This window comes from Chitinophaga sp. RAB17 (genome assembly GCF_052114225.1).
Lineage (GTDB): Bacteria > Bacteroidota > Bacteroidia > Chitinophagales > Chitinophagaceae > Chitinophaga.
The window spans coordinates 231,465-247,236 of sequence record NZ_JBFREI010000011.1; the positions used below are offsets into that span (position 1 = coordinate 231,465).

Annotated in this window: 3 protein-coding genes; all 3 read right to left on the reverse strand. The window is 48.4% G+C overall.

Annotation, left to right across the window (positions count from 1 at the left end; translation table 11 throughout):
- Positions 1-22: 22 nt before the first annotated feature.
- Genes AB4Z08_RS28705 through AB4Z08_RS28715 form a run of 3 tightly spaced genes read right to left on the reverse strand, consistent with a single transcriptional unit; the run spans position 23 to position 15,767 of the window.
- Complete coding sequence (locus AB4Z08_RS28705) at positions 23-1,426, reverse strand: aspartate aminotransferase family protein (RefSeq protein ID WP_441577228.1); 1,404 nt, start codon at positions 1,424-1,426, stop codon at positions 23-25.
- Between the two features lie 44 nt (positions 1,427-1,470).
- Positions 1,471-6,252 (reverse strand): amino acid adenylation domain-containing protein, encoded by a 4,782-nt coding sequence (locus tag AB4Z08_RS28710; protein ID WP_441577229.1) that lies wholly within the window; start codon positions 6,250-6,252, stop codon positions 1,471-1,473.
- Positions 6,253-6,266: 14 nt separating this feature from the next.
- Positions 6,267-15,767, reverse strand: a complete 9,501-nt coding sequence (locus AB4Z08_RS28715; protein ID WP_441577230.1) for an amino acid adenylation domain-containing protein — start codon at positions 15,765-15,767, stop codon at positions 6,267-6,269.
- Positions 15,768-15,772 lie beyond the last annotated feature (5 nt).

Here is a 15,772-nt window from a genome sequence, read left to right on the forward strand (position 1 = left end):
TATTAGCGGGCAGCCGGCGTACTTATAATACCGCCACCCTTTCTCCGTTTACAGCGGATTCGCATATTTCCAGCGCGGCTTTCATTACATCAAGGGCAGCATCAATAATAGGCATGGTGATGATCAGCGGAGGTACCAGGCGAACTACATTGTTATAATGGCCACCCACTTCGAAGATCAATCCGCGTTGCATACACTCATTCCTGAAATGTTTTACCATGCCAGGGAAAGGTTCTTTCGTATGTTTATTTTTTACAAACTCCACTCCTATCATGAGTCCACGGCCTCTTACATCACCGATATAACTGCTGTTTTCCTGCAATTCTTTCAATCCGTTAATCAGGTATTCACCTGCTTTTTTCGTATGATCGTTTACGTTATACTTATCAACGAAGTCGAAAGCGCCGTTGGTACCTGCCAAACTAGCCTGATTACCTCTGAAGGTACCGATGTGTGCACCTGGGCCCCAGGCTTCCACGTCTTTACGGTAAATGATTCCTGCCAGCGGGAGACCTACGCCACCCAGACCTTTTGATACGGTAATAATGTCCGGAACAGCGCCGGTATGCATCCAGGCTAAAAATTCGCCGGAGCGGAAAAAGCCGCTTTGTATTTCATCAAAGATCACCAGCACATCATGTGCATGTGCCAGTTTCACCAATGCTTCCAGGTAACCTTCTCTTGGCACAATATTGCCACCTTCGCCCTGTATAGGCTCAATCACAATAGCAGCAGGTTTAGGAACGCCGGAATGTCCATTCTCCAGCACATTTCTCAGGTAATCCACGCAGGCCATTTTGCAGTTCTTTTCCTCCAGCTTAAAAGGGCAGCGATAGCAATAGCTATAGGGCACAAAGTGTACATTAGGCATCAGGGAGGTAATCCGGTTGCGGAAACCGGTATCAGAGGTGAGTGACAACGCACCTGCCGTCATACCGTGATAGCCGCCGGTGAAAGCAATGATGGTATCCCGACCGGTTTTGATCTTAGCCAGTTTGAGAGCCGCCTCGATGGCGTCTGAACCGGTAGGTCCGCCAAAGCTGACTTTGTACTGATCCCTCAGTTCTTCCGGCAGATGGGCCAGTATTTTTTGAATAGCAGATAATTTATTTTCAGTAGGAAAGTCCAGTGCGTGGATCAGCTTTTCCTGCTGGGCAGTTACATAGGCCAATACTTCTTCATTGGAATGACCCAGATTCACCACGCCGGCACCGGCAAAGAAGTCGAGGAACTGATTGCCGTCCACATCCTCTATAATAGCGCCTTTGGCACGTTCGATGGCAATAGGAATACTCCTGGGGTACGACACGATACTTCCTTCTATTTGCTGCTGTAATGCGAGCAATTCCTGTGAGCGGGTACCTGGGATAGCCGGTGTAACAATCCGGGGCTTTTCAGAGAGATGAAATCCAGAGAAAACAGACATGATAGTTATTGGTTTATGGGTTTAGATAGTTTGGTTTGTTGGTGTTATTCAAACATTGAATTCAGCGCATCCAATTCTTCCAGGGATAATTCTTTATAGTCATAATCACTGGGTGTAAGCTCCTGAGTGGTGGTACCCGAGCAAAGCGCCACTACTTCTTCCAGGGCATCCCTGTAAGCCTGCATCCAGTCGCTGATAGTTTCTTCCCTGAATTGTGCAGGATGATAATATACCGTCAATACCAGCTGTTGCTGACGGAGGAAACCAATCAGTTCCAGCGAGTAGTCGCTATTGTTGAGCGGCGATTCTACCGCACCGGGCGCATCTTCCAGCAGGATAAAATCTCCATCCGGCAGATCATCACCGGTAGCGCCGAGATAGTTAAATACCAGTTGTGGCTTTTCTGTATGTGGCAGCGGATCACCGGCAGCCAGATATTTCGCGAGGCCATATCCGATACCGCCGTGTGGTACCTTATGCAGCAATTCTTTGGTTTGTTTAATATGCTTCGGCAGGTCATGTACCTCCTCCAGGTTCAGGCAAACGGGATACTCACTGGTAAACCAGCCGATGGTACGGGCTACTGTGATATCATTAAAAATATCAGGACGGCCATGACTTTCGAGTATCAACCGCAGCTGTTGCAGACCAAACACACGGGCAGTAGCAAGCCCCAGTGCTGCCAACAGTAAATCGTTGATATCCGTATTATATGCTTTGTGTGCCTGCGTAGTCAGTAAGCGGGTGGTATGCTCATCCAGCCGCACACTGTAAGTAGTAATATCTTTCACCACAGCAGAGCGGATGTCGTGCCCATCGCAGGGGAAGCTACCTGCTTCCTGATGCTGCAGCAACTGCCAGTAAGCGATTTCTTTCCTGAAATCAGGAGAATTCGCATATTGCGTTAAACGTGTTGCCCAGGTTTTAAAAGCATCTGTTTTAGCAGGCAGACTAACGGTAAGTGATTGCAGCGCGGCTTCATACAAAGCGGAAAAATCTTCCAGTAATATTCTCCACGACACAGCATCTATTAACAGGTGATGTATCGTGATAAAGAGGTGATCTCCTTCCGGCAGCCGGAAAATGGCTACCTGTAATAAAGGGCCTTCCGCCAGATCGAGGGAACCTTGCAGCTGATCCGCTGTTTGTTCCATCAACAAAGAAGCATCCTCCGCATGGCGCCAGTCATAGCTTTCTACGACTACACCTATACCTGTTGGCCGCGTATACTGTTGTACTTTTCCTGCTACTGTTTTAAAAACGCTTCTTAATACATCGTGAAAATCAACCAGCTCATTGATGGCCTTTTGTACGGCGCTGTTGTTCAAAGGTTGTTTTGATTGCAGTAACACCGTTTGATTATAATGATGTGGTGCTGTTTTTTTCGCTGCAAAAAAATCAGCCTGAATAGGTATGAGCGGCACCTCTCCTGTTACGGCTCCCTGTTCTGCCGTTACTTTCAGCGGTTTTACCACCAGGGCCAGTTCGCGGATAGTGGGCAACTTCATAATATCTTTGATCTCCACCTTATAGCCCTGCTTATAAATCTGCGAAGCCACCTGTATGGCACTGATGGAGTCACCACCTGACTCATAGAAATTATCAGTGAGGCCAATTCTTTCTTTTTTCAGTACCAGCTGCCACGCAGTTGCCAGCACTTTCTCCACATCCAGCACCGGTGCAGTATAATCAGCTGCCGTGGTTACGGTGGCCGTATTCATACGCGACAACAGTTTGCGGTCTACTTTTCCATTGGCATTCACTGGTAATATTTCCAGTTCCTGGAAAACACGGGGTACCATATACGGCGGCAGTTCTTTGGATAACAATTCCTTCAAACGAACTGTTTCCTGTGCCTGTCCTTCATGAAATACCACAAAAGCGCAGAGATATTTACGGCCGTTCGTATCATCAGCGGCAATGACTGCTGCATCTTTTACGGCCGGAAGATGGGCCAGCTTCGCTTCAATTTCTCCCAGTTCTATCCGTTGTCCGTTTACCTTTACCTGGTAGTCTTTACGACCATGGAATTCCAGTAAACCATCCGGCCGATAGCGTGCCAGATCACCGGTTTTATAAAGTCGCTGCGGTGTTGCAGCAAAAGGATCCATCATAAAAACGGCGGCCGTTTTTTCCGGATCACCGATATATCCCCGTCCTACGCCCACACCAGCCACACACACTTCTCCCACTACACCTACGGGACATAAATTCATATAGTCGTCAACGATATAAGTATGCATATTGTAGATAGAAGTACCTATCGGTATCTGCTGCATATCATCCGGTATGCTGTCAAATACATACCAGCAGGTACCGTCTGATGCTTCTGCGGGTCCGTAGTCATTCACCACCGTGGTGCCGGGATACAGCGCAAACCAACGCTTGACTGTTTCCGGCTTCAGGATCTCCCCACCACACACCAGCCGCTGCACCGGCAGCAGATATTGCTGTGGCTCTTTTTCGAGTATATCCAGTAAGAGGTTCAGGTAAGTGGGTACTACCTGTAATACGGTCACCTGATGTGCCACTACCCTGCGGAGAAATTCTTCTGCATTGTGAACGATATCATCGTTCAATACCAATGTGGTACCTCCTTTGATGAAAGCAGTAAAGAACTGCCATACAGAGATATCAAAACTATGAGAAGCATTTTGTACCAATACACTTTCTTCGTTCATGCCCAGGTACTCCACGGTGGCCCATGCATGATTCATCATGCCGGCATGTTCGCTCATAGCCCCTTTAGGGCGGCCGGTAGAACCGGAGGTGAATACAGAAAAAGATAAGCTTCCCGGATTCAAAAGCAGCTCCGGATTTCTATCTGCCACCATACGTGGCTCCAGCAAGTCTTCCACATAAATGAGTGGGCAATACTGTTGTATCCTTTCAGCCATTCCCGGGCTAACAAGTGCCCGTTCTGCCACTACTGCCTTTATCCCGGCATCTTCCAGGATGGAGATAATCCGGTTGTCAGGTAATTTCTTTTCAATGGGAATATAGGCACCGGAAAGTTTCCATATAGCCAGAATGGCTGCTGCCATATTTTCTGAACGATCCATGAATACCGCCAGGAAATCATCCTCGCGGATAGTGATCTGTTCCTGTAGGGCGGCAGCCATGTTGTTTACGCGGCTGTTTAACTGTTGATAGGTCAACTGCCGGTCATCGCAGATGATGGCGGTTTTATCAGGCGTTTCCCTGGCATACTTTTCTACATAGTGATGGAAACTATTGCTCAGATCAAATGGCTTTGCGGTATCATTGAAATCCAGCAACAGCTGTTTCCTTTCTTCCGCTGTGATCAGCACAATATCAGATAAGCGTTGCGCAGCACCGTCTGCTATCTGCAACAATACATGTTCAAAATGAACTACCAGTTGCTTCACATAAAATGCTTCCAGCAAAAGGGTATTATAGTTAAAGGAAACAACTGTTTCTGCAGCTAATTCCACCATAATATCCAACGGGTAATTTGTTTGTTCATGAAAACTGATATTGTCCAGTTGCAGGGAAGAAGCTCCGGACGCGGCTACTTTTGACACCGGGTAATTTTCAAATACCAGTATGGTATCAAAGAGATCACCCTGTATGCCTGTCAGGCGTTGTATATCATTCAGCGCCGTGTATTGATGCTCTCTGCACTGTAACTGTTCCTGCTGTATTTGTTGCAGCCATGCGGCTACTTCCTGCTCCGGCTGCCATTGCGTAAATACCGGCAGTGTATTGATGTACATACCAATACGGCGTTCAATGCCCGGTAATTCCTCTGGTCTACCGGAAACTGTTACGCCAAAAGTAACCGCTGCACGGCCGGTATAATGTTGTAACAGGCACGCCCACACGCCCTGCATCAGGGTGTTTACAGTGATATGATTACGCTGTGCATATGCTGCTATACGTGCGGTTACGGCGGTTCCCAGCTTCAGTTGCTCCACCGCATACACACCTAATCCCTTTGTTCGTTCAGCCGTAGTTGTTACAAATGGCAGCAGGCAACCCTCCTCCACCTCCCGGAGATAATTGCGCCAGAATTGCTCATCTGCTTCCTTATCGCGGGCTGCTATATAACGGATATAATCTTCGTACCTGTCTTCCTCTTCTTCCAGCAATTCCCTGCCGGCTGTCAACCGCTCATAGGTATCAATAAACTCTTCCATCAGGGTGGGCACAGACCAGCCATCCAGCAGGATGTGGTGATGTGTCCATACCATCCGGTAACGCTGCTCACCCAGGCGGATGAGGGCCAGGCGCATCACAGGAGCCTGTCTGAAATCAAATCCTTTTCGCTTGTCAGCCTCTTCATATGCTTTCAGTGCGTCCTGCTGCGCGTTTGCATCGAGGTGACTGAAATCGAGTTTTGTAACCGGTAGGGTAACAGACTGGGACACACATTGCACCGGAATGCTGAAGGCATCATAATAAAAACTGCTGCGCAGGATACTATGCCTGGTGAACAGGTGTTGCCAGCTCCTGATAAAAATGGCTTCATCTGGTAGCAACAGGTCGCACGACAACTGGTTGATATAAGCACCGGTGCCGTCATCATACAAACCGTAAAATAGCATCCCTTCCTGCAGTCCGCTCAAACGATATAAAGCGTTGACTGTTTCTGTATGCTTTTTATTTTTAGTAGCAGCCACATAATCCATCAGGGCTGCTTTATTTGTTTTAATGTAGGTGATGATTTCGCTGTTTTGCCTGATGGCATTGATTTCTTCCTTACTCAGCTTCTTCCTGTTGGCTTTCAGGCTTAAGGTATCGCCTTCTATTGCCAATGAGAAATGCATGCTTTCAATATATTCCACAAATTCCTGGATAGTCATTTTTATACTTGATTTTAGAAGTTCAGAATACTGTCCATGTCGGCTTCTTCGTCATCTGTTTCCTGTTTCATAAAGAAGAGATCCAGCTCTTCATTACTCACTTCAGCAGATAACCCATAGTCAGAAGGCGTGTATACGGTGCCGGACTGTTCTATACAGTGTTGTATCAATGCTGTCAGTATTTCCAGGTAACGGTTGGCCAGCTGTTGAATGTTGGCTGTTTTAAAATGCCGGCTACTGTAATTCCATACCAGCACCAGCGCCCCACCTTCTACCATAGCCGTTACGGCTATCTTTTCACCAACACTGTTCAGCGGGCTTACGTTGGCATTGGAAGTATCTGCTTCATCCATACCGTTAAACCATTGACTCCTGCTCACCAGGTTGTCCAGCTGTCCGAGGTAGTTAAATACAACATCCCAGGGGTCATTGCCATGTAGTTGTGCCGTTTTACGGATATACTTCAGTACGCCGTATCCCATGCCCTTGTCCGGGATGCTGCGGAGTTGCTCTTTCACATTCCGGATCAGGTCTTTTTCGTTTTCGGAGCGTGTTACATCCAGCAATACGGGATAAAGATTCGTAAACCATCCTACCGTCCGGCTGATATCCGTGTCTGTCCCTACCTCTTCCCTGCCGTGTCCTTCCAGTCCGATCACTACGTTGTGATGGCCACTCCAATCTGTCAGTAATCTTGCCAGCGCCGCCAGCAGCATGTCATTGATATCTGTACGGTATACTTTTGAAACATCCTGTAATAGTTGATGGGTCAATGTAGTATCCAGCGAGGTGATTATCCGGCGTACATCCTTTACCGTTATAGCATCAGGGTAAGAAGTATCTACCGGCAACACTGTATATGCCTGGGTGATTTTTTCCCAGTAGGGTTGCTGTAACGATAACCTTGAAGAGTCTGCATACTGTTCCAGCGACTGGTACCATTGACGGTAAGAACCTGTCTTTTTACCCAGGTCTGCTACGGTGCCGTTGATAGCTGCGGTAATCAGCAGTTCGGTATCTTCCAGTAATATCCGCCAGGATACGCCATCTACTGCCAGGTGATGGATGATGGTGAGCAACCTGTTGTCACGTACTTCCGCCGGGGTTTCCAGTAATACCACGCGCATTACCTGTCCGGATGTAATATCCAGGCTTTGCTGGTGTCGTTCCTCCAACGCGGTGATCAGCGCCGGCAAATCCTGGGAGGAAACGTGCTTCAGATCTTCCACCTGCACCTGGATGTTCGTTGCTGATGTATATTCCTGTATCCAGCTATCACTGTAATGGTTATATGAAAAACGCAGGCTATCGTGGTGTGCCACCAGTTGTACTACTACCTCCTGCATCACTGCCGCTGTTACGGCTTTACTGATATTCAGCTGAATGCTCTGATTAAAATGTGATACTACTGCCGGCTGGGTTTCAAAATACCACTGTTGTATCGGCAACTGTCCGCTGGGGCCTGTCAGGTATCCCTGTTCTGCAATAAATGCAGGCGTAACGGTTTGCCGCTCTATCAGCAATGCCGACAGTCTGGCGATCGTTTGATTATTAAACACATCTTTTGTGTGCAGTGAATATCCCAGGCGTTTTAACCGGCTGACCAGTTGTATGGAGATGATGGAATCACCTCCCAATTCAAAGAAATTATCGTGTATTCCCACTGATGCTATTCCCAGCAGGTCCTGCCAGGTATTGGCGAGTTGTTGTTCCAGTTCATTTCTCGGTGACGTATATACGCTGCCGGAAAGTGCAGCTGTATCCGGTACCGGTAATGCTTTCCGGTCTATTTTGCCATTGGGCGTCAGTGGCATACTATCCAGTGGTACCAGCAATGCCGGCACCATATAAGCGGGTAATTTTGCTTTGAGATAATCTGTTAAGCTATCCTTGTTCAATGAATCAGGCGATACGATATAGGCCACCAGTTGTTTATGACCGGCATTATCTTCTCTCGCCAGCACCACTGTCTGACTTACCTGTCCGCTTTGTTGTATAACATTTTCTATTTCGCCCAATTCTACCCGGTAGCCTCTTATCTTCACCTGGTTGTCTTTCCTTCCCATAAACTCGATGGTACCATCCGGCAGCCAGCGGCCAAGATCTCCGGTACGATACAGGCGGGTATGTTGTTCAAATGGATTGACGATAAAACGGGTGGCCGTTAGTTCCTCCTGGTTAAGGTATCCTATGGCCAGGCTGTCGCCACCAATAAATATTTCACCGGAGGTTCCTGCCGGCATGAGCTGCAGGGCATCATTCAGGATGTAAATCTGCGTATTGCTGATAGGGCGGCCAATAGTAAGCGCGCCTTTTTCACCGGTTGGGTTCAGCGGTATAGAAGTAGCCACCACGGTAGATTCCGTGGGACCATAATTATTAATGATCCTTAAATACGGGCTTGCCTTTTTCAGCTGATCACCACCGGTAAGTATCAGGGGCAGTGTTTCATCCACTGCCGTTATGTGATCCGCCAGTTGTTCGCAAATAGCGGTAGGTAAAAACGTATGGGTGATACCGTTATGATGGAAGACATGCAGCAAGCCGTCCATATCCAGTTTCAATTCTTCTGCTACAGGATACAAACCAGCACCATTCAACAGGTAGGGCCATATTTCCCAAACTGCTGCATCAAAGCCAATACCTGCATACATCGTACCACGGGAAGCAGCCGTTACATTAAAGGCATCGGTATGCCAGTAACAGAGATTGAGTAAAGACCGGTGCGCTACCATTACCCCTTTGGGCTCGCCGGTAGATCCGGAGGTATAGATCACGTAGGCCAGGTCTTCCGGCACAATAGATACATCAGGGATGGCAGCAGGTAGTGACGCTACCCGTTGTTGCCAATGATCACTGACATGCAATATCCTGACAGGTAGTTGCTCATCCGGCGTAGTGTTCAGCGCATCATCTGTGATGAGCAGTGCTGCTCTTGTATCTGACAGGATAAAGGCAATGCGCTGATGCGGATAGGCAGGATCTATGGGTACATATGCCGCCCCTGCTTTCAGAATAGCCGTAATGCTGATGATCAGTTCCGGAGATCTGGCCATACAAACCGCTACCAGTGAACCTTTTCCAATTCCTTCCTGAAGGAGATAATTAGCCAGCTGTCCGGAGCGCTCATCCAGTTCTCTGTAGGAAATCTGCCGGTCATCGCTTACAATAGCAATAGCTGCAGGGTTGTTGCGTACCTGTATATCCAGTAAACCGGTAACGGTTTGCTCCAGGAGATAAGGTACTTTGGTATCATTAAAGTCTGCCAGCTGTTGTTGTATTTCTGCGGCAGACAGCATAGGCAATTCAAGTACATGCAGGTGTGCCTGCTCAGGTATGGCCTGTAGCAGGTTCATATAATGATGCACCAGACGGGTGATGGTATCATCGGTAAAAAGGTCTGTGCAATATTCCACGCTCAGCTGCAATCCGTTGCCGGTAACAAACCATTCAAAACTGATATCGAATTTGGCGTGTTCCTTTTCCAGCAGCACTTCTTCTACCTCGAGCTGATCCAGCATCAACGTGCCTGCAGCAGCCGGCACATTATTTAATCCGAAGGCTACCTGGAATACCGGATTGCGGCTCATATCCCGCTGAATAGTCAACTGGTCCACCACCATTTCAAAGGGCACGTCCTGGTGCATGAAAGCCGCGATAGTAGTTTCTTTTACCTGCTGCAGCATAGTGGTAAAAAGCGGGTTGCCGGTAAAATCACTGCGCAGTGCCATTGTGTTTACGAAGAAGCCAATCAATGACTCCAGTTCTGGCCGCAGGCGGCCGGCAACAGGAATACCCACACAGATATCGTGCTGATTGCTGTGTCGGTGCAGCAGTACTTTAAACACCGTCAGCATAGTGGTGAACAACGTTACACCCTGTTTATCTGAAAATGATTCCAGCGCTTCACAGATATTTTTTGCAAGATGATAATGCTTTACAGCCCCACGGGTGCTCTGCATGGCGGGACGTATAAAATCTGTTGGCAGCTGCAAAGGTTCTACCCCGTATAGTTGTCCCTTCCAGTAATTCAGCTGTGTCGCCAGCAGTTCTTCCTTGATATTTTTGCGTTGCCAGATCGCATAGTCTGCGTACTGTAACGACAACTCCGGTAAAACGGGGGTATGTTGCTGTACCCTGGCGCTGTATAAAACCGCCAGCTCATTGGCCATCAGCGGTATGGACCATCCGTCCGATCCAATATGATGCATCACTATCAGCAGCAGGTGTTCTTTCCTGTTGAGGCGAATAAGTGTTGCACGCATCATGTGATCTGCTTCCAGGTTAAAGGAAGTTTGTATTTCCTCCCGGATAAATGCCTGTAATTCCGTTTCATCAGTAAAATAAGCGGCATCTAAAAACTCCAGCTGCCAGCCATTTTCAGGCAATACCTGTTGATATCCCCTGCCATTTTCTTCCCGTATCACCGAACGTAGCACTTCATGCCGGTTCACGATTTGCTGTAAGGCATACTGTAATGCCGGTGCATTTATAACACCTGTCAGCTTTAGCAAAAATGGGAGATGATAAGGAAGGGAACCAGAGAAACGGTCTACAAACCAGAGCCGTTCCTGCGAAAAAGATAAAGGGATAAATGCATCTCTTTCCTGTACACCCAGTGGAGCAGCGGTTGTTGGCACATCCTCACGGTCATGAATAAACGCAGACAGCGACGCGATGCTTGTATAAGTAAAAAAGTCCCTGATACTGATTTCCAGGTCCAGCTCACTGCGGATAGCGGACAATACCCGCACCGCCAGTAAAGAGTGGCCACCCAGTTCAAAAAAATCAGCGGTCACACTCACCGTTTCCACCTGCAACAATCGTTGCCAGATAGCCGCCATACCAGCTTCCACCCGGTTGCGCGGCAACACCATATCTTTTGCAACGATGGCCGCTGCATCCGGCATGGGTAATATTTTGCGATCTACTTTACCATTGGCATTCAGCGGAAACGCCTCCAGCACCATGATATGTGCGGGCACCATATAAGCTGGCAACTGTGCGGACAACAAGGTTTTGAGCTGTTGTTCATCCATCCTGCACCCGGCATCCAGTGTAACATAAGCAAACAATGCCGGCTGATGATCTGCACCTTCCCTGTCCATTACTACCGTTTCTTTTACACCAGGCAAATTATTCAGCCGCTGCTCTATTTCTCCCAGTTCAATTCTGTAACCACGGATCTTTACCTGGTAATCTTTTCTACCGGTAAACTCAATGGAGCCATCAGGCAGGTAACGGGCCAGATCACCGGTTTTGTATAAACGGCCACCGTCCTGCGTGAATGGATCGGTTATAAATGAGGCGGCTGTTTTAACCGGATCATTCAAATATCCTCTGCCTACGCCAACACCGGCTACCCATATTTCACCCACCACTCCCAGCGGACACAGTTCTCCATTTTTATCTACAATATAAATACGCAGGTTCTGCAATACTTTACCAACAGGAATACTGCTGCCGGCAGGAACCTGCTCCATGATATGCTGTGTAATAGTATCCGATGCCTCCGTAGGTCCGTAACCGTTCACCAGCTTTATACCGGGGAAGGCAGCAAACCATCGTTCTGCCAGGCTCTTCTTCATCGTTTCTCCCCCTACCAGCATATACTTCAGGGCAGTAAACACCGACTGCTTCTGTACCGGCAGTTCATCCAGCACCAGCGATAAATATCCCGGCACTATTTCCATCATCGTAATGCCATCTGCGGTAACCTGCCTCAGGAATTCGTCCGGTCTTAATACCGTATCCTGGCTATAAATAACGGTAGTTCCGCCATACAACAGCGCGGCAAACGACTGGAAAATAGAAATATCAAAACTCTGCGAAGCATTCTGCGCTATACGGCACTGATCATCTGCTTCCAGCTCCCTGAGACGTGCATACTGGTGATTGATCATCCCCTTATGCTCTACCATCGCTCCTTTGGGCTTTCCCGTAGAGCCGGAAGTATATATTACATAAGCGAGTTGGCTGTTATCTTTTCCGGTATTCCTTTTCAGGAAGATGCCTTCCTGATATGCTTCCGGACTGTCGGCATATACAATATGCTCCAGCAAGGGGCAGGCTGCCTGCAAAGCTGTAGCTACCGTACTATATTTTTTTTCTGTGATCAATACTTTTACGCCTGCATCTTCCAGTATCATTTTCAACCGCTCCTCCGGTAACTCCGGATGCAGGGGCAGGTATACTCCACCGGCTTTCCATATACCGTAAATGGCTTGTGGCAGTAAAGGACTTCTGTCTGACAATACTCCCACAATATCCTCATGCTGCAACTTTGAGGCGGACACCAGGTAGTTGGCCAATTGCTCCGCCCCCTGTTTAAGTTGCGTATAGTCGACCACGTTATTATTATGCTTTATGGCAATCCGGTGAGGATAGCGGATAGCAATTTCATCTATCAGTTCATCCATGGTTTTATCCTGCGGGAACGGATAAACCTTGTCATTGAAATCCTTCAACAGCGTAGCTTCCGATGCTGTCATAAACGGCATGTCTGCAATCTTGCGATAAGGATTTTCCAGTATCGACAACAATACCTGTTGGTAGTGTTGCGCCATGCGCAGGATTGTTTCCCGCGTAAAAAGATCACTGCAATAACCGAGGTTTACCTGCAGCGCACCTTTTGTTTCCACTACTGCCACATCCAGGTCAAATTGTATGGCCCGCTCTKCCAGGTCTATTTCACTGAGTGCAAGATCGCGGATGCGGAACAACTCTGCCCCGCCACCACTGTGCAGTGTAAACGACACCTGGAATACAGGACTGCGGCTGAGATCCCGCTGTGTGCCTACTACTTTTTCGAAAGGCACTTCCTGGTGTGCATAGGCCTGCAGGAGAGATTCTTTTACCGATAACAGCAGGTCATGTACCCTGCCGCTGCCTGCCTCACCTACCTGCGTACGCAAGGCCAGCAGGTTGAGAAAGAAGCCTATCAGCGGTTCCAGTTCGGCATGCGTTCTGTTGGCCACAGGTACACCCACGCAGATGTCCTGCTGCCCGCTGTAGCGCGCCAACACTATTTTAAATGCCGACAGCAACAACACGTAAAGGGTTACCCCTTCCTGTCGCGCCAGCATATTTAATTGTTTGTGTAACGATTTATCGAGATGGAAATACACCATTCCACCGGCGGTACTTTGAATAGCCGGCCGCGCAAAATCGGTGGGTAATTCCAGCGGTGATAGTCCTTCCAGCTGTTGCTTCCAAAAGCCCACTTCTTTGTCCAGCACCGCATCCGTCAGCAGTTTGCGCTGCCATATGGCATAATCCGCATACTGCAGGGGCAGTGGTGCCAGTTCAGGCTCCCGATGTTCTGTATGGGCTACATAAAATGCCACCAGCTCATTCATGATCACCGGAAAAGATCCTCCATCTGTAGCAATATGGTGCATCACCAACAGCAGGAGATGTTCGTTATCAGAGCGGCGGATGAGGGTAGCCCGCAGCATCATATCTTTTCGCAGGTCAAACGGCAGCATCACCTGTTGATGAAGCAGCTCCTGCAAGGCGCTTTCTCCGTTCAGCGCTGTAGCATCAGTGTATTGCATTTGCCAGGTATCGGCAGGTATTACCTCCTGGAATGCTTCGCCGTTCTCCTCCCGGATCAGTGTACGTATCACTTCATGCCGTTGCACAATGCCTGACAAAGCATATTCCAATGCCGCGATATCCAGCTTCCCCGACAACTTCAGCAGTGCAGGCAAATGAAAGGGTACACTGCCCTGCAAACGATGAATGAACCATACCCTTTCCTGCGAAAAAGAAAGCGGTATGTGGTTGCCACGTTCACCCGGAACAGGGCGTTCTCCAGTATCCGTTCCCGTTAGGTTGGCAATAAAAGCCGCCAGCAATGCCGGCGTACTGTGTATAAAAATATCTTTGAGAGATAAAGTAAGACCAAACGCATCGTTCATTACGGCCGTGGTACGTGCTGCCAGTAAAGAATGTCCGCCCAGTGAAAAGAAATCATCTGCCGGCCCTATATTTTCCTGTTTCAACGTTTCTTTCCAGATGCTGATGATCCGGGCTTCTGTTTCGTTAGCGGTAGCCTGGCTGTCGTAATGATCTTCCGGCAACCGCAGGGCAGTGATATCCAGCTGACCATCCGCCAGTTCCGGGAAAGATGGCAGTACCACAAAGTAACGCGGCATCCGCGCTGCGGGCACGTATACACTCAGCCACTGACGCAAACCGGCAGGAGTTATCTCTTCATTTTCTTTTGGCGTTACAAATACCGTTACACCAGGATGCGCGTGTCCGAATGACAACATTACTGCTGCCTGGTATACTAACGGATGTGCGTAAACGATTTCCTCTATTTCATCCGGCGTGATCACCTGGTTGCCACTGCGTAGTTCCCGGTGTTGCTGATTGATCAGCTGTATTTTTCCACCGGGTATAAAGCGGGCATTGTATCCCGTGGGAAATAATTTCTGCGAAACAGGGGAATCCTGATTGAAAAGTACCGGGTTAGTAAGACAACTGTTTTCTACCTGCAGACTACCTTTTACATTCACTGGTGCCGGTTTGCCTTTTTCATCCAGTATAGCGATCCTCGTTTTGCCAAATGGCCGGTGTAAGGATAAGCTGTCTGTGATATCGGTATCCGTTACTTCCACTGCGTCCATATGCCCGCTGGCAATGGATACCGGCAGACCCGATAACTGGTAGGTATGTGACACCACCGGGATATGAGGGAACTGCTTTTTCCATGCTTTCACCAGGTGACGGTTAACACGGTGATGGCAACTAATGATCAGCCTGGCGGTATCACCATTGATGATATGCCGGTATGATCCGGGGCGGTGCAACCACTCTCTCACTCCTTTTACATTCAGTTTTAGCGCCACTTCGCCATGACTGCCACCTGGCGTATTTTTGTCCATGAACTGGAGCGTTGCTTTTCCGGAAATAGCCGGTAGCCACCACTCCAGCAGATCGTGATACTGATGGACGGTATCCGTCAGCAATCGCTGAGAAGCAGTGATCCCGAATTCACGGATGATATGTTGTAAGTGCTCTGTGAGCACCGGATAATCTACTACAAAAGCGGCGGCTTTTCCCGGAAGGGTATTACGCAAAACGATGCCGCCTGTTGCTGCGTATGGTGGTTCATCTTCTGCCAGCACCAGGCTGGAAGGAAGTATGTACCCCTCCGCATCGTATATAATCATTCGTTCGGATGCAAACTGTCCGCTGTAACATTTCTCTGATAATATCACCGCTTCTTTCCAGTTGCTGATTTCCTGTTTTAAGACATGATCTGCATCCGGGTGCAGGAAGGAACAATAGCCACCTGCCTCTATTACACTTAACGCCAGCGTTAACCGTGTAATGGGATCATCTGCCACGATAAATACAGGGCGACCTGCCGTCACTTTCAGCATCACCACATTATTCCATACCGCTTCTGCCAGTCCGCCGTAACTGAGCGTTGTACTCCCATGTATAACTGCTATTTTATCTGCTTCTACCGCAGGTAAAATTTTTCCTGATCTGATGTTCATGTTAT

Excerpts from the sequence above, each read along its gene's own strand:
- AB4Z08_RS28705 (WP_441577228.1), bottom strand. The coding sequence starts at position 1,426 with ATGTCTGTTTTCTCTGGATTTCATCTCTCTGAAAAGCCCCGGATTGTT.
- AB4Z08_RS28710 (WP_441577229.1), bottom strand. The coding sequence starts at position 6,252 with ATGACTATCCAGGAATTTGTGGAATATATTGAAAGCATGCATTTCTCA.